The sequence below is a fragment of the Kitasatospora sp. NPDC057738 genome, from assembly GCF_042798815.1.
Taxonomy (GTDB): domain Bacteria; phylum Actinomycetota; class Actinomycetes; order Streptomycetales; family Streptomycetaceae; genus Kitasatospora; species Kitasatospora lactacystinica.
In genome coordinates this window covers 23,951-40,143 of record NZ_JBHVJT010000090.1, presented here as the reverse complement: position 1 = coordinate 40,143, position 16,193 = coordinate 23,951, and the positions used below count along the sequence as shown (strand labels likewise).

General features: G+C 73.3%; 11 protein-coding genes and 1 pseudogene. 7 read left to right on the top strand and 5 right to left on the bottom strand.

Translation table 11 applies throughout. From position 1 onward, the window contains the following. From ACFVGO_RS34535 to ACFVGO_RS34515, 5 genes and pseudogenes are all read left to right on the top strand, one after another. Positions 1-222: pseudogene (locus ACFVGO_RS34535) on the top strand (hypothetical protein); the annotation flags it as partial. 455 nt (positions 223-677) lie between these two features. Continuing rightward, positions 678-2,879 (top strand): M4 family metallopeptidase, encoded by a 2,202-nt coding sequence (locus tag ACFVGO_RS34530; RefSeq protein WP_380636086.1) that lies wholly within the window; start codon positions 678-680, stop codon positions 2,877-2,879. 307 nt (positions 2,880-3,186) lie between these two features. Further along, a complete protein-coding gene (locus tag ACFVGO_RS34525) occupies positions 3,187-5,421 on the top strand; it encodes an RICIN domain-containing protein (protein WP_380636084.1) in 2,235 nt (744 codons plus the stop codon). 341 nt (positions 5,422-5,762) lie between these two features. Further along, positions 5,763-6,413: a hypothetical protein gene (locus tag ACFVGO_RS34520; RefSeq protein ID WP_380359187.1), complete on the top strand. Its 651-nt coding sequence runs from the start codon at positions 5,763-5,765 to the stop codon at positions 6,411-6,413. Positions 6,414-7,092: 679 nt separating this feature from the next. Further along, entirely contained in the window at positions 7,093-8,127 is a 1,035-nt protein-coding gene (locus ACFVGO_RS34515) for a ketoacyl-ACP synthase III (protein ID WP_359901279.1), read from the top strand. 16 nt (positions 8,128-8,143) lie between these two features. Here the strand turns inward: ACFVGO_RS34515 and ACFVGO_RS34510 are convergent, their stop codons facing one another. After that, positions 8,144-9,310: an amidohydrolase family protein gene (locus ACFVGO_RS34510; protein WP_380636081.1), complete on the bottom strand. Its 1,167-nt coding sequence runs from the start codon at positions 9,308-9,310 to the stop codon at positions 8,144-8,146. Positions 9,311-9,328: 18 nt separating this feature from the next. Here ACFVGO_RS34510 and ACFVGO_RS34505 point away from each other — a divergent pair, with 18 nt between their 5' ends. Both ACFVGO_RS34505 and ACFVGO_RS34500 read left to right on the top strand, forming a co-directional pair. Further along, a complete protein-coding gene (locus ACFVGO_RS34505) occupies positions 9,329-10,162 on the top strand; it encodes a hypothetical protein (RefSeq protein WP_380636079.1) in 834 nt (277 codons plus the stop codon). A 40-nt stretch (positions 10,163-10,202) separates the two neighbouring features. Beyond that, entirely contained in the window at positions 10,203-11,267 is a 1,065-nt protein-coding gene (locus tag ACFVGO_RS34500) for an alpha/beta fold hydrolase (RefSeq protein WP_380636077.1), read from the top strand. On the opposite strand, the gene ACFVGO_RS34495 is transcribed toward ACFVGO_RS34500, so the two are convergent. The 4 genes from ACFVGO_RS34495 to ACFVGO_RS34480 are packed head-to-tail and all read right to left on the bottom strand — an operon-like array spanning position 11,257 to position 16,182. Further along, on the bottom strand, positions 11,257-12,561 hold the full coding sequence (locus ACFVGO_RS34495; protein ID WP_359901287.1) for an FAD-dependent oxidoreductase: 1,305 nt from the start codon (positions 12,559-12,561) through the stop codon (positions 11,257-11,259). The two genes, ACFVGO_RS34500 and ACFVGO_RS34495, sit on opposite strands and share 11 nt — an antisense overlap. Next, positions 12,558-13,349: an ABC transporter ATP-binding protein gene (locus tag ACFVGO_RS34490; RefSeq protein ID WP_380636075.1), complete on the bottom strand. Its 792-nt coding sequence runs from the start codon at positions 13,347-13,349 to the stop codon at positions 12,558-12,560. The genes ACFVGO_RS34495 and ACFVGO_RS34490 overlap by 4 nt, the downstream gene beginning before the upstream one ends. Next, positions 13,346-15,211 (bottom strand): dipeptide/oligopeptide/nickel ABC transporter permease/ATP-binding protein, encoded by a 1,866-nt coding sequence (locus ACFVGO_RS34485; RefSeq protein ID WP_380636073.1) that lies wholly within the window; start codon positions 15,209-15,211, stop codon positions 13,346-13,348. The genes ACFVGO_RS34490 and ACFVGO_RS34485 overlap by 4 nt, the downstream gene beginning before the upstream one ends. 2 nt (positions 15,212-15,213) lie before the next feature. Beyond that, the gene (locus tag ACFVGO_RS34480) at positions 15,214-16,182 is read right to left on the bottom strand and encodes an ABC transporter permease (RefSeq protein ID WP_380636071.1); all 969 of its coding nucleotides are present in this window, start codon (positions 16,180-16,182) and stop codon (positions 15,214-15,216) included. Positions 16,183-16,193 lie beyond the last annotated feature (11 nt).

Genomic DNA, 16,193 nt, shown 5'->3' with positions numbered 1-16,193 from the left:
TACACACCCGATGTCGCCAAGGTCACCATCAGCTACGGCGACGACCCGACCCAGTACCCGGCCGTCATGGCGGGCGGCGCCTTCGCCTACACGGCTGCCGTCTCCACCGGAAACAACGCGAACTCCTTCCCCCCGGCCCCCTACGTCCACGCCTACAACGCGGACGGCAAGGAGATCTACAACCAGAAGACCCAGCCCAACATCAGGGCCACCCACCCGTAAGCACCACACCGCGCGCCCGGTGGTGAGGCGATCACGGGGGACCGTCCGGGAGCTCGGGGAGGAGGAGCCGGGGGCGGTGCGGGGCCGACGCCGGCGCCGGCGCCGGTCTGTTTTCCCCCGCATTACCCGTCTTCTGACGATGGATTACCTCGACATTACGTCTATCACGAAGCATTCCGGCCAACTTGTCGCCGCACGGGTGACGTGTTTCCAACAAAGATGGCACTGTACCGTCCCATCGCTGCAGCGGCCCTTGCAGTCGCACGCGCACCACCCGCTGCGGTGACCACGTGGAGGTTGTCCCCCACTCGAACCACCAGCTCTACCGGGCGGCACCATCCCTGCCCTCCCGGCTGACTCCGGCCGCACCCGCGCGGCCGTCGCAGAAGGAGTTCAGTGTGAATCGATCCTCCCGAAAGACCACCGGCGCAGGCGCGTTGACAGTCGGCGCCGCGATGATCGTGGCTGCCCTGACATCCGGTGTCGCCATCGCCGACGAGACTCCCGTCCAGGCCCCCGCCGAGGTCCGGGCCGCCGCCGGCGCGCTGCCGGTGCAACTGTCGCCGGAGCAGCGCGGTGAGTTGCTGGCCTCGGCGGACGCGTCGCTGGCGGAGACCGCCGGCTCGCTGAAGCTGGGGTCGAAGGAGGCGCTGGTCGCCAGGGGCGTCACCAAGGACGCCGACGGCAGCGTGCACACCCGCTACGAGCGGACCTTCGACGGACTGCCGGTGCTCGGCGGCGACCTGGTCGTCCACACCGCCGCGGACGGTTCCACGAAGGGCGTCACCAAGGCCACCGAGGCGGACATCGCCGTCGACACCACCGCCAAGGAGAGCGCCGAGGCGGCGAAGGGCCTCGCGCTCGACAGCGCCGGCAGCGCGAAGGTCGCGGAGCCGGCGGCCGACAGCGCCCGCAAGGTGGTCTGGGCCGCGTCCGGCACCCCGCGCCTCGCGTGGGAGACGGTGGTCACCGGCACGCAGGAGGACGGCACGCCGTCCGAGCTGCACGTCATCACCGACGCCAACTCCGGCAAGAAGATCTTCGAGTACCAGGGCATCGAGACGGGCGTCGGCAACAGCAAGTACTCGGGCCAGGTCACCATCGGCACCTCGGCGGCGGCCGGCGGCGGCTTCGCGCTGACCGACAACACCCGCGGCGGCCACAGCACCTACGACCTGAACGGCACCAGCTCCACCAGGAAGCTGTTCACCAATCCGACCGACACCTGGGGCGACGGCACCGTCTCCAACCGGCAGACCGCCGCCGTGGACGCCGCCTACGGCGCCCAACTCACCTGGGACTACTACAAGAACGTCCACGGCCGCAACGGCATCAAGGACGACGGCGTCGGCGCCTACACCCGGGTCCACTACGGCAACAACTACGTCAACGCGTTCTGGTCCGACAGCTGCTTCTGCATGACCTACGGCGACGGTGCGGGCAACGTCAAGCCGCTGACCTCCATCGACGTCGGCGCCCACGAGATGACCCACGGCGTCACCTCCGCCACCGCGAACCTGATCTACAGCGGCGAGTCCGGCGGCCTGAACGAGGCCACCTCGGACATCATGGCCGCCGCCATCGAGTTCTGGGCCGACAACCCCGAGGACAAGGGCGACTACCTGGTCGGCGAGAAGATCGACATCAGGGGCAACGGCAGTCCGCTGCGCTACATGGACAAGCCCTCCAAGGACGGCCGCTCCAGGGACTCCTGGTCGTCCGACCTCGGCTCCATCGACGTGCACTACTCCTCCGGCCCGGCCAACCACTGGTTCTACCTGGCCTCCGAGGGCAGCGGCAGCAAGACCGTCAACGGCGTGGCCTACGACTCCCCGACCTCCGACGGCCTGCCGGTGACCGGCATCGGCCGGGACGCGGCCGCCAAGATCTGGTACCGGGCGCTGACCACCTACATGACCTCGTCGACCAACTACGCGGCGGCCCGCACCGCCACCCTGCAGGCCGCCGCCGACCTGTACGGGCCGACCAGCGCGACCTACATGAACACCGCCAACGCCTGGGCGGCCATCAACGTCGGCCCGCGCGTCGTCGACGGCCTCCTGCTGGACCCCGTCGCCAGCCAGATCACCGCGATCGGCGCCCCCGCCGATCTCCAGATCAAGGCCGCCAACTTCAACCCCGGCATCGTCACCTACCACGCGACCGGTCTCCCGGAGGGCCTGACGCTCCACCCGGTCACCGGCCGCGTCACCGGCGTCCCGGCCCTCACCGGCACGTACACGGTCACCGTCACCGCCAAGGCCTCCCACCACAGCAGCCTCGCGACGACGTTCACCTGGAAGGTCTCCCGGGGCATCTTCGCGAACACCACCCCTGTGCAGATCCCGGACGGGGGCCCTGCGATCTTCTCGGACATCGTCATCGACCGGATCCCGGGCCAGGCGCCGAGCGACCTCAAGGTGGGCGTGGACATCAAGCACACCTGGCGCGGTGACCTGGTCGTCGACCTGGTCGGCCCGGACGGCACGGTGTACTCGCTGAAGAAGAGCAACGTCGGCGACTCGGGCGACAACGTCATCGAGACCTACACGGTTGACGCCTCCGCCCAGCTCGCCAACGGTACCTGGCGGCTCCGGGTGCAGGACATGTACCGCACCGACTCGGGCCGCATCGACGGCTGGAAGCTCATCTTCTGACCGTGTCGGCACCGAGCACCGAGCACCAAGCGCTGAGCACTGAGCACTGACCTCTGAGGTGATCCGGTCGGCGAAGGCACTCACTTCGCCGGCCGGATCACCTCTTGGCCGTGCGGCACGGTCCGTCGCCGGGCTCCGGACCACCCCGGCCGGAACCGGCGTCGCCGTCGCCCGCGGTTCGAACGCGCTGAATATTTTCGCAAGATGTTTCTGTTATCGCCGGTCGTCCCTCGTGCTCTCCGGAGTGTCGGAAGGCCCGGACCCCCTCACCACAGGGCCCGGGTCATCGCACGAGGAAAGGAACGCGATGGGACACCGGAGCACCGAGCTTCGCCGGCGCAAGCGCCGCAGGCTCACCCGCAGGAGCGCCCTGGTCGCCGCGGCGGTGGCGGCAGGGCTGCTGGCGGGAACGCTCGGCATCCGCACCGCGCTGGAGCCGGCGGCCCTGAACGGCGCCGTCACGGCCGCGGCCGACGGGGTCGACGGTTCGGGGACGCAGGCCGGGCTGGTCGGCTACGACGGCGGACCGGGGGAGACCGGCACCGCCGAGGGGGCCACCCAGGCGCCCGCCCCGAAGCGGGACCAGAAGGCCGCGCCGCTCAAGGCGATACCCAAGGACGAGCCCGAACGCGGCCTGGTCTACGCCGGATTGAGCCTGCCCGGCAGCGACCGCTGCGGCGGCACGCTGGAGGTCACCGGCAGCACCCAGTGCAGCCACGGCCCGGACGTGCCGCCCAAGGGCGTGGACATCCGCCAGGACGTCCCGCCGGTCGCGGCCCCGGTCGCCCGGACGCCCGCGCTCACCGTCGCGGCCGGAGCCCAGGCACCCGCCGCCGCCGACCTGCTGAAGGGCTCCGCGCCCGTCCTGGACGCCACGCAGAAGGCGCTGCTCGGCGGCGCCGGCACCGCCGCGGACGCTGCCCCGGCCGCAGCGGCCGTGCCCGCCGGGTCGAAGCTGGTCTGCGATGGCGACGGCAGCAGCGGCAACCGCGTCCAGGTGGTGTACGTCCACAGCCCGGGCAACGACCGCTTCGCCCAGTACCTCGCCTCGTTCAAGAAGTGGTCCGCCGACGTCGACGTCATCTACAACGCCAGCGCCGCGGAGACCGGCGGCGAACGGCACGTCCGCTTCGTCACCGAGTCCGACTGCAGCGCCTCGGTGCTGAACGTGCAGATCTCCGACGCCGAGATCCAGGACTTCAACGCGAGCAACCGGGCCCTCGCCGCGCAGGGGTTCAACCGCAAGGACCGCAAGTACATGATGTTCACCGACGCCAAGGTGTACTGCGGGATCGGCACCTTCGCCGGCGACGAGCGCCCCGGCCAGGACAACCTGAGCAACTTCGGGCCCTCGTACGGCCGGACCGACTCCGGGTGCTGGAGCGGCAGCACCGCCGCCCACGAACTCGGCCACAACCTGGGCGCGGTGAACAACAGCGCGCCCAACTCCAGCAAGGCCGGGCACTGCGTCGACGAGTGGGACGTGATGTGCTACTCGGACGCCCCCGACTACCCGCAGATGCGGACCGTCTGCCCGGACCGCGCCCATGACGACCGGCTCGACTGCAACCACGACGACTACTACAACACCTCACCGTCGCCGGGCAGTTACCTCACCACGCACTGGAACGTCGCCAACAACCGCTTCCTCATCGCCGGTGGCGGCAGCGGCCCCGACCCGACGCCCACCCCGACGCCCACCCCGACTCCGACCGGCACGCCGACCCGCACGCCCTCGCCGACCCCGACGCCCACCGGCAGCACCACCCCCACGCCGACCGGCTCCCCGTCGCCGACCGCGACCCCGACTGCGACTGCGACCCCCACTCCGACCGCGACCCCCACGGCGGGCAACACCGGCCCCGCGGTGGGCGTCAGCCAGGTCACCCAGAACTCCGCCGTGCTCAGCTGGACCGCCGTACCCGCCGCGGCCGGCTACGACGTGCTGCTGAACGGCCAGGCGATCGGCACCGTCCGCTCGACAGTGGTCGGCGTGGTCCGCCTCGCCCCCGGCACCTCGTACACCGTGGCCGTGGCCGTCCGCGACGCCGCCGGAGCGGTCGGCAAGCCCGGTCGCACCGCCACCTTCCGCACGGTCGCCGACACCGGCCGCCCGCAGCCGGGCACGCGCTACACGATGGTCAACGGACTGACCGGGCAGGCCGCCGACCTGTGGGGCAGCTCGATGAACGACGGGACCGTGGCCATCGCCTACCAGCGCACCGGCTACGCCAACCAGAAGTGGCAGTTCGAGGACGCCGGAAACGGCGCGGTGCGGATCAAGTCCGCGCGCTCCGGCAAGTGCCTGCAGCTCGGCGGCGCCCCGGTGGCCGGTCAGTACGTCGCCCAGCAGCCGTGTTCCAACACGACCGCGCAGAAGTGGCAGCTCAACGCCGTCGAGGGCGGGTTCACCGTCACCGCGGACGGCGGCTCGCTCGTGCTGGGGCTCAGCACTCGCTGGTACTACGGCGGTTGGCTGCTGGAGCTGCAGCAGGCGAACGGCCGGCCGCAGCAGAACTGGTCGCTCCTGAAGACCACGTAAGCAGGCAGCTCCGACCGACCGCGGGCCGCGCGCCCGAGGACCGTGGCCCGGCAGTCCGGCAGTCCGGCAGTCCGGCTGCCCGGCTGCCCGGTGCCACGGTCCCGCACGTCGCCCGGCCCGCGTGCCGGGGGGGGGACACCAGCTCTGAGAGGAAAGGCCCAGAGGCCACCGCGCCCTCGCCCTCTCACCCTACCCCCTCCCCCTCCCCACCCCCACTAACCCCCCCGCCCCCCCCCACACCGCCCGCCCCCTCTCTCGCCGTCAACCCCCCCCCCCGCCCCCGTCTCCCGCACCCGTCCTCCCACACCCGTCCTCCCACACCGCTCCGAGGAACACCCGCCATGCGAACCCGCCCGCTCCTTGCCGCCTGCGCCCTCGCGGCGGCCGCCGTCCTGCCCACCGCCGCACCGGCCGGTGCCCACGGCGACAGCGTCCACCTGGACGTCACCGGCCAGCAGAACGGTCACGTCAGCACCGTCGCCACTTGGGAGAACGACCACGACCCGGTGACCGAGGAGTTCGCCGGCACGCTCTCCGCCACCGCGGCGGACGGCCGGACGGTGGGCCCCTGGCGACTGGTCGGCGTCCCGGGCCGCCCGGGGACGTACACCACCCGGGAGATCCTGCCCGCCGGGCACTGGCAGGTGACCGTCGACTGCGCCTTCCCCTCGCTCGGCCACGCCCAGCGCGAACTGGACGTGGCGGACGCCGTCATCGACGACCCGGCGCCCGCCGGTACGGCGGCCGCGTCGCCCCCGGCCGGTGTGCCGTCGGCCGCGTCGACGGGGACGGGCGCCGGGCCCGTCCCGGTGCCCACCGGCGGGCCGGTGTCCGAGCCCGCCCCCGCCGGTTCCGCACCGGCCGCGGCCTCCGGCTCCGCCTCCGCGCGCGACACCTCCGACTCCACCACCTGGGCCGCCGCCGGCACCGCCGTCGCGGCCGTGCTGCTGGTCGGCACCGGGCTCTGGCTCCGCCGGCGCCGCCGGGCCTGAGCCGCCGGCCCCGGCCGCCGGGCCTGAGCCGCCGGGCCGGGTTCGGCGACGGCCGTGTCCCCTGCCGACCGATCCGGCGACGGGCCAGTCCGGGCCCTGCCGCGATCACCCCGGCGCACCCCGCCGGAACACCTTCGGATCGGTCACCCGCGCCCCCTTCGTACGGCCTTGCCTGGAGGACGATCAAGAATCAGGAGCGCTGTATTCCTTTTTCACGTGCGGATCGATCCCGGAATCCGGTCGATGTGGAATCCGTGCATGGCGTGCCGCGGCCTCGGAACGGGTTCGGCGAGCAGTGGGGCGGCCCGTCGGCGTACGGGGGCGGGAACGTGAATCACGGCCTACCGGGTTGTATTCGCTGGCGCGGGCGCCAGGTGGCGGGTCGGGGAGGGTCGGGTCCCCGTAGTCGCCTCGGTGACGGCGGGGCGATGGCGGCACGCTTCTCGGGCGAACGCGGTAGCGAATAACAGCGACATGACGTCAAACACGTGGAGGCTTTGTCACACGCACGGATTACGGTGCGATTTCCGACCCAGATGTGTCGTGGAACGATACGACGGTACTGAAACACGACGGACCGGGCTGTGCTGAGCCATGCACGGACCGGCAGGGGAGGGAAACGAATTATGGGAGTCTCTCGCGGCGAACCGATCGTCGAGTCCGGGTGGAGCAGCCTGCTGTGACCGTCACCGTGGACCGGACGCTGTTCCACCAGACCGGCGCCGGCCTGCCCGTGCCGTTCGCCGTCGTCGGGACCGGGGTGCACCTGCCGCCGACCGTCATCACCAACCAGCAGCTGACCCGCACCCTGGACACCAGCGACGAATGGATCACCAGCCGCACCGGAATCCGTGAGCGCCGGCGGCTGGCCCCGCACCTGGCGACCTCCGACATGTGCGTCGCCGCGGCCCGTCCGGCCCTGGACGCCGCCGGTGTCGCGCCTGCCCAGCTGGACGCGGTCATCGTCGCCACCTACACCTGGGACCAGCCGCTCCTGTCAACCGCGTTGATCGTCAAGGACGCCCTCGGCGCCCACCGCGCCCTGTCCCTGGACGTCACCCAGGCGGCCTGTGCCTCCGGTGTCCAGGCCATGCTGATCGCCGCCCACCTCCTGCAGAACCCCTCGATCACCACCGTTCTGCTTCTCGCGGCCGACTGCGCCTCCAGGGTCACCGATCCCACCGACCGCACGACCGGTGTCTTCTTCGGAGACGCCGCGGCAGCCGTGGTCCTCACCCGCACCGACGAGGCCGGGGCGGGTCTGCTCTCCTACGACCTGGGATCCCAGCTCTCCTACGACGTCCAGATCCCCGCCGGAGGCACCCGGCTGCCCACCACCACGGCCACCGTCGCCGCCGGGGAGCACTACCTGCGGATGGACGGCCGTGCCGTCTGGAACACCGCCACCACCCGTCTGCCCGAGAGCATCGCCGGCGCCGTGCACCGGGCCGGTGTGCCGATCGGAGGGATCCGGTACTTCTTCCTGCACCAGGCCAACTTGAACATCCTCACCGAAACCATGACCGCCCTGGGCGTTCCCCGCGAGCGTGTCCCCGTCACCGTCGAGCGACTGGGCAACACCGGGTCGGCCGGCCTGTTCACCGCACTCCACGCCACCATGGCGGAAGGCGCGTTGCTCCCCGGGGACACCTACGTGCTGTCCGGGATCGGTGCGGGATTCCAGTGGGGGAGCCTCTGCCTGCGACACGCCTGACCGACCGGCCCCGGGGTCAGCCGAGTTCGTTCTTGTGGACGACGCCGTCCTTGACGATCAGTCGCAGGTTGCGTGCGGGGTCGGCGAGGACGGAGAGGTCGGTGGTGGGGTCGCCGTCGACGACCAGGAGGTCGGCCCACGCTCCCGGTGCGATGACGCCGAGCGGCGCGGCGCGGTAGGGGTCTCGGCGGCCGGACAGGCGGAACAGCTCGGCGTTGCCGGAGGTGGCCGTCCGCAGGGCCTCGACCGGGCCGAGGTGGGTGGCGAGCCGGACGAGCATCTCGTTCTGCCGGTGGGCCTTCCCGGGGTCGAGGACCAGGTCGGTGCCGAAGGCCAGCCGAACGCCGTGCTTCACCGCCCAGGCGATGGTGCGGGCGACGCCTTCGCAGACCGCGCGGTTCTTGCGGTCGCTGTCCGGGGAGGCGTAGTGGTGGTCGTCGACCTCGAACGGCTGGGTGCTGAGCCACACGCCGTTCTCCGCGAGGTAGCGGATGGTGTCCTCGTCGACGAGGTGCCCGTGCTCGATGCAGCGCACCCCGGCCCGCACCGCGCGGCGGACGCCTTCGGAGGTGTAGACGTGCACGGTCACGTAGGTGCCCCAGTCGGAGGCCGCGGCGACGGCGGCCTCCAGCTCGGCCGTGGTGAACTGCAGCACGTCCAGCGGGTCGAACTCGGAGATGACGCCGCCGCCGGCCATCAGCTTGATCTGGGTGGCGCCCTTCTTGAGCTGTTCGCGCACCGCGGCGAGCACCCGTTCCGGCCCGTCGGCCACCCGGGTGAACCCGATCTGTTCGGTCCGGGCCGGTGGTCCGCCCAGGGCGGTCGGGGCGTCGTGGACCGTCCCGAAGTCGCCGTGGCCGGCGGTCTGGGAGACGGCCGCCTGGCTCGGGTAGATCCGTGGGCCCGGGAACAGTCCGAGGTCCAGCACCCGCCGCAGCGGTTCGGTGTCGCCGGCCATGTCCCGAACCGTGGTGAAGCCGCGCATCAGCATGTCGCGGGCAGCGGCCAGGGCCTGGTAGTACACGGTGCCGGTCGGCGCGAGCTGCAGTTCCGCCATGGTGCCGCCGATCGCGAACAGGTGGACGTGCGCGTCGGTGAGCCCCGGGATGAGGGTGCGGCCTCCGCCGTCGAGCACCGTCGCGCCTCCCGGGAGGCCGCGCGGGAAGGGGCGGCCCAGCGCCACTTCTGCGATCCTGTCCCGTTGGACCCGGACATGCCCCGGCACCGCTTCCCCTCCGATCCCGTCGAAGACGCGCACGTTCGTCACCAGCAGCCCGGTACCCGAGTCGTCGACACCCATGCCGCCATCTTCGGCCGGTCACCGAGCCGGGACCAGCGGGACGCACCGATCCACCGGGCCGGCGGTGCCCGGTTGTCCGCCGGCCGGCCCGGCCGTCGTGCGCCCCCGGTCGGCCACCACTGCCTCGCCCGGCTCTCCCGCGCGCAGGGCGCCGCCGTGCGTGATCCCGGCATCCGGAAGCTCCTGGACAGGGTCCGGTGGGACCTGACCGTCAAGGCCATGAGGCTCACATTGACGCCGTTCGGGTGGTTCCGCATGCCGAGCGGTAGCCCGGGGCGGGGCGGGCGTGCAGAGCTGGGGATCGGCGCGGAGATGCCGAACACGGCCTCGCGCGTCGGCCTTCGCGCCGGTCGGGCCGAGCGGGGCGCACAGCGGGTGGAGGAGCAGGCCACGGAACCCGGTCAAGACGGGTGCGAACGAGACCCGCGGGCCGTGCCGGGCGGAGACCGCCCGGACGGTGTGGCGCACCGGCATCGTGGTGTCGGCCGCCTCGACCGGCCCCTCGGCGGCGACCGAGACCGCGAACTGTCCGGCGGCGTGTTCGAGCCGGGCGAGCGGGACGGACCTCACCCGGGTGAGTCCGGCGTGGTCGACCCGGCCGAACACCACCCCGTCGATTCCGGCGTCGGCGAGCTGGCCTCCGGCCGTGTGCGATGCGTTCCCGGGCCGCTGCGGGAGGACGGCTGGGCGTCGGGCCGGATGAGCGGGGGAAGAACACTGGGAGGGATCGGTTGACGAGTGCCGTTGCGGAGGACCCATGCGACGGGACGGACGAATGGCGAACTCCCTGCTCGCAGCGCTGAGCCGGGACTGGATCGGGGTGCCGGTCGCGCTGGTGGTGGCAGGAGCGGGCGGCGGCCTCCTCACGACGGGCGCGGCCTGGGCGGTGACGCTCGGTGGCCTAGCGCTGGCTGTCGGGGTGCTGCTGGCGGCGGGAGCCGTTCGGCACCTCGTGCTGGTGGCCCGGGAGGCGCGGGTGAATCCACCGCCGGGGCGGTTGGTGGACGTGGGCGGTCACCGGATGCACGTCCTCGCCGAGGGGCGGGCCGGAGGTGCGCCGACAGTGGTCTGGATGCCCGGCGGGCACGCCCCCGGCGAGGACTTCCGGGAGCTGCACACGATGCTGTCCGCCCGGACCCGGTCGGTGCTGGTCGACCGCCTCGGGACGGGCCGGAGCGACGTCGGGCGGTTCCCGCGGACGACGGCGGCCGAGGCGGAGGAGCTGCCGGCGGCGCTGGAGGCGGCGGGGGAGCGGGCACCCTTCGTGTTCGTCGGCCATTCCTTCGGCGGGCTGCTGGTCGCGAACGTGGCCAGGCGCCGACCGGACCTGGTGGCCGGCCTCGTGCTGCTGGATCCGACGCCTCTGGAAGTCATCGCCTTCGCGCCGCCCAACGGGCAGCTCGCGGCGATGCGCCGAGGCTTCCTGCTGACGGCGGTGCGGCAGCTGTTCGGTGCGCACCGGGGCCCCGGCGCCCGGGCCGGGCAGGGCTGCGCCGCCGCGTCGATCTTCGCGGAGCTGTCGCCGTCCGGGCTGGCGAGGGTGGGCTGGGACACCGTGGTGTACGACGGGGATCTCGGGGACCTGCCGCTGGTGCTGGTGATACCGCGGGATCTCATCGGCGGCGAGGCGGTGCTGGCCGGTGCCCGGGACGCGGTCGAGGCCGAGCGGATCAGCGGCTTCTACCTCCGCAGCAGAGTCCGCTACCTGGCGGCGTCGACGGCGTCGAGGCTGGTGCACACGCCGGAGGGGACCGGCCACGACTTCCCGCACGAGGCGCCGGAGTTCGTGGTCGGCGTGGTCGGGGACCTCGTGCGGGAGCTGCGTGTGATCAGCCCATGACCGTTCGGGCGGCGTCCGTCCGGACCGGGCGCCGGCGGGAGAAGGCGCCCAGGTCGATCACGTTGCCGGTGTGCTCGCCGCGGTAGTGGACCGGGTCGCCGTCGTGGTCGTGACCGGCCTCGACGCGGTCGATCAGGGTGGCGAGGAAGCGGCCCACCAGCGGGGCGTTCTTGAACTGGTTGCCGCTGGTGCCGATCGCGACGTAGTAGCCGTCGAGGGCGGTGCGGTCGTAGATCGGGGTCCAGTCGTCGGCGACGTCGTACACGCCCGCCGCGCCGAGGGGCCGGTTGGGGACCCGCAGCGCCGGGAACCGGCGAGCCGCCCGGGTCACCTGGGTGCGGAAGCGGCGGGCGGTGGGGCGGGGATCGGCCTCGTCCGGATCCTCGATCCACTCGTGCGGGTCGCACTCCGGCTCGGTCCCGCCGACCAGGAGGTGCCCGCCGGGGGCCGTGCGGACGTAGGTGCCGAGGTCGAGGTCGGCGACCAGGGGGAACGGGTCGGCGGTCCGGACGTCCGGTGCGGCGACCTGGTGGACCTCCTCGCGCAGCGGCCGCACACCGATCGTGAAGTCCTCCCCGACCCCCGCCAGCCGGTTGAGGCCGCCGGACCACGGGCCGGCGGCGTTGACCACGACCGGTGCGCCGATCCGCGTGCCGTCGGCCAGGCGGATGCCCGTCACCCGGTCCGCGTGCCGGTCGACGGCCACCACGGTGTGGTGGAGGAGGAACCGGGCGCCCAGCTCGGCCGCGGCGTCGGCGAGGTTCTGGGCGGCGAGCTGCGGGTCGTCGACGTACCCGGCGTCCGGCGTGACCAGGGCACCGAGCTCGCCGGACGGGTCGGCGAAGAAGGCGTCGTCGTCCACCGGCTTCGGCGGCCAGTACCGCCCGGGATCGATCCCGGGAAGGCGCCTGCGCAGCGTCGGGGCGTCCCACCGCTCGTACGGGACGCCGGCGCGCTCGAACAGGGCGGCGGTCTCGGACGGCGCGACCTCGGGGGAGTCGAGCAGCACGGCACCGGTGCGGTGGAAGGCGGCGAGCGGGCGGCGGCCGGTCGGCCGCAGGTGGTCGGGCCAGGACGTCCAGAAGTGCTGCGCCTCCCAGGCGGTGGCGACGCTCGCGAAGGTGGAGTAGTTGAAGCGGATGATCGCACTGGAGGCGCTGGTGGAACCGTGGCCGACGGCGCCCGCCTTGTCCACGACGACCACCTGCCGCCCGGCGCGCGCGAGTTCGAGGGCGACGGCCGCGCCGATCACCCCGGCTCCGACGACCACGGCGTCCGGTCGAACGACGGTCATGACGGCCCCTCCCCGGGCGGTGGCGTGCGCAGGCTCGGCACGGCGGCGAACAGCGTCCGAGTGTACGGGTGTTGCGGGGTGTGCAGGACGGTTCCGGTGGGACCGGTCTCGATGATCCGGCCGTGCCGCATGACCGCCACCGCGTCGGAGACGTGACAGACCGCCGGCAGGTTGTGGCCGATGAACAGCATGGACAGCCCCAGCCGCAGCTGGAGTTCCCGGATCGTGTTGAGGACGGAGGCCTGCACCGAGACGTCGAGCGCCGAGGTGATCTCGTCGGCGATCAGCAGACCGGGTTCGACGGCCAGAGCGCGGGCGACGGCGACCCGCTGGCGCTGTCCGCCGGACAGTTGCCGTGGCAGCCGGTCGGCGAGCTGAGGGTCCAGGCCGACGAGGCCGAGCAGTTCGGCGACGCGCTCGGTACGGGCGGGCCGGTCGAGCCGGCGGAAGACGGTGGCCGCTTCGACGAGCGTCCGGCGGACCGTCATCCGCGGGTCGAGCGCCGTGTCCGGGTCCTGGAGGACGATCTGGACCTGGCGGCCGAGCCGGCGACGGCCGCGGACGGTGCGGGTGCGGGCCTCCCGGCCGTCGAGCAGGACCCGGCCGGCGTGCACGGGGGTGAGGCCGACGATCGCGCGGGCCAGGCTCGACTTGCCGGAGCCGGACTCGCCCACGAGACCGAGCGTGGTACCGGACGGGACCTCCAGCGAGACGCCGTCCACGGCGGTGACCGGGCCGCGCGGGCCGGGGTGGCGGACGACGAGGCCGGTCACCTGAAGGCCGGTCATGACGCGGTCACCGTCTCCGGGTCCGCCGCCACCGGTACCGGGTACCAGCAGGCGACGCGGTGGTCGGCGTCGAGGTCCTCCAGCGATGGGGCCTGTTCGGCGCACTGTTCCCGGCGGCGCGGGCAGCGGGGCTCGAACGGGCACCCCGGTGCGGGTGCGAGCGGGTCGGGCGGTGTGCCCTCGACCGTGAGCAGCGGCCGGTCGCGGTCGGCGGTGAGGTCCGGAACCGAAGCGATCAGGGCCCGGGTGTAGGGGTGCCGGGCGCCGTCGGTGAGGCGGTCGGCGGGCAGGGCCTCGACGATGGTGCCCGCGTACATCACCAGGACGCGTTCGCAGAACTCCCCGACGAGTGCCACGTCGTGGCTGATGAACAGGATCGCGGCGCGGGTGTCCCGCCGGATCTCGGACAGCAGCCCGGTGATCTGCCGCTGCACGGTGACGTCGAGCGCGGTGGTCGGCTCGTCGGCGATGATCAGGCCCGGCCGTACCATCAGCCCGGCGGCGATCATCACGCGCTGGCGCTGACCCCCGGAGAGCTGGTGCGGGCGGGAGCGCAGCAGCGCCGGAGGGAGTGCGACCCGGCGCAGTGCGTCGGCGGCCTCCGCGGCGGCCCGGGCGCGGCTCGCGCCCCGATGGGCCCGGACGGTCTCGGTGAGCTGGGTGGCGATCCGCAGGGACGGGTTGAGCGCCGAGGCCGGGTTCTGGAAGATCACCGCCAGGCCCGTCGCGAGGTGCCGGTCCCGTTCCTTCGGGGGCAGGGCGGCGAGGTCGGCCCCGAGCAGGCGCAGGGTGCGCCGGGAGACCCGTGCGTGGTACGGGAGCAGGTCGGCGATGGCGAGCGCGGTGAGCGACTTGCCCGACCCCGACTCGCCGACGAGCCCGACGATCTCGCCCGGCCGCAGCGCGAGGCTCACTCCGCGTACCGGCCGGATCACGCCGTCAGGAGTGGGGAGTTCGACGTGGAGGTCCTCGACCTGGAGGACCAGGCCGTCCTCGGTGGGGCCGCTCGGTGCGGGTGCCGGCGCGGGCGTGCGCGGCGCCGGGCCGCGCCGGGCGGCGCTCCCGGCCAGGACCTCGCCGAGCAGTTGGAAGGTCAGGGCCGCGTAGAGGATGGCCAGACCGGGTGCGAGGGCGGGCAGGGGCTCGGCGTAGACGCGGTCGAGTCCCTGGTTGAGCAGCTGCCCCCAGTCGTAGCCGGGCGGTTGGACGCCCAGGCCGAGGAAGCTCAGCCCGGAGAGCGCGACCAGGGCGGTGCCCGCCGCGGTGGTGGTGCCCAGGAGCAGTGGCTCGGCGATGTTGGGCAGGATGTGCCGCCACAGCAGCCGCAGGCGGCGCAGTCCGAGGACCCGGGCCGCGGCCAGGTGGTCGGTGCCCGCCACCGCGGCGGCGAGGGTCTGGGCGAGCCGGGCGAATCCGGGGACGCCCGCGGCCGCGAGGGCCAGCATCGCCCCGGCGGCGCCCGCGCCGAACACGACCGCGAGGAACATCGCGACCAGGAGCGCCGGGAAGGCGAGCAGGAGGTTGATCAGCCCGCCGGTCAGCCGGCGGGCGCGCCTGCCGAGCACGGCGGTGGAGGCCCCGAGGAGGACTCCCGTGCCGGCGCCGAGCAGGACCGCCGCCAGCGCGAGCAGCAGGGAGGGCCGGGTGGCGGTCAGGACCCGGGCGAGCACGTCCCGGCCGAGGTTGTCGGTGCCGAACGGGTGCCCCGCGGAGGGCCCCTGGAGTACCGCCGAGGGGTCCGGGCGGTCGGCCGCCGCTCCCCAGACCAGCGGGCCGACCAGAGCGAGCACGACGAGCGAGGCCAGCATGACCGCGGTGGCCCAGGCCATGGGCGAGCGCCGGAGGCCGGACGGAAGGTTCATGGTCACATCTCCCGGATCGCCGAACGGGGGTCGAGCACGGCGAGCAGCACGTCGACCAGGAGGCCGGCGAGCAGCACGGTGGTGCCCAGCACCAGCACCATCGCCTGGACCACCGGGTAGTCCTGGGCGGCCACGGACTGCGCCATGGCGGAGCCGATGCCGGGCCAGGCGAAGACCTTCTCGACCAGCACGGTGCTGGCGATCAGGGCGGGCAGCAGGCTCCCGGCGACGGTGAGCGCGGCGGTGGCCGTGTTCGGTGCCGCGTGCCGCAGGTAGTACCGCGCGGGGGACAGCCGCTTGCTCCGGGCGGTGCGCAGGTAGTCCTCGTCCAGTACTTTCAGCGCCTCCACGCGGACGATGCGCACCAGGACGGCGGTGGGCGCGAGGGAGAGGGCGAGGACCGGCAGGACGAACGACTCGACACCCGCCGCACCGGCCACCGGAAGGAGTTGGAGGCCGACGGCCAGCAGCGCGGTGAGTCCGGCGGCCAGGACGAAGTCCGGCACCCCGGCCAGGCCGGCGGTGACGGCGGTGAACGTCAGCTCGGTGCGAGGGCGGCGGCCGTCGCGGGTGCGGACGGCGGCGAGCAGGCCGCCGGGCAGGGCGACGGCGAGGGTGACCAGGAAGGCGAGCCCGGCGATCTCCAGGGTGGCCGGCAGCCGGGTGCGGACCAGCTCCGCGACCGGTGTCCCGGTGGTCAGCGAGGTGCCGAGGTCGCCGTGGAGGAGGCCGCCGAGGTAGTGCCGGTACTGGGACAGGAACGGCGTGTCGAGCCCGAGGCCGTGTCTGCGGGCGGCCACCAGGTCGGGGGCGGCGTCGACGCCGAGCGCGGCGCGGACGGGGTCGCCGGGGACGAGGCGGATCATCGCGAACGACGCGGTGAGCACGACCGCGAGGGAGAGGATCAGCCGGACGGTGCGGCGGCCGAGGAACACGGTCCACGGGTGCCGCAGCAGTCGGGGTACGGACACGGTGGGCCCCC

Excerpts from the sequence above, each read along its gene's own strand:
- ACFVGO_RS34520 (WP_380359187.1), top strand. The coding sequence starts at position 5,763 with ATGCGAACCCGCCCGCTCCTTGCCGCCTGCGCCCTCGCGGCGGCCGCC.
- ACFVGO_RS34490 (WP_380636075.1), bottom strand. The coding sequence starts at position 13,349 with ATGACCGGCCTTCAGGTGACCGGCCTCGTCGTCCGCCACCCCGGCCCG.
- ACFVGO_RS34530 (WP_380636086.1), top strand. The coding sequence starts at position 678 with ATGATCGTGGCTGCCCTGACATCCGGTGTCGCCATCGCCGACGAGACT.
- ACFVGO_RS34485 (WP_380636073.1), bottom strand. The coding sequence starts at position 15,211 with ATGAACCTTCCGTCCGGCCTCCGGCGCTCGCCCATGGCCTGGGCCACC.
- ACFVGO_RS34525 (WP_380636084.1), top strand. The coding sequence starts at position 3,187 with ATGGGACACCGGAGCACCGAGCTTCGCCGGCGCAAGCGCCGCAGGCTC.
- ACFVGO_RS34495 (WP_359901287.1), bottom strand. The coding sequence starts at position 12,561 with ATGACCGTCGTTCGACCGGACGCCGTGGTCGTCGGAGCCGGGGTGATC.
- ACFVGO_RS34500 (WP_380636077.1), top strand. The coding sequence starts at position 10,203 with ATGGCGAACTCCCTGCTCGCAGCGCTGAGCCGGGACTGGATCGGGGTG.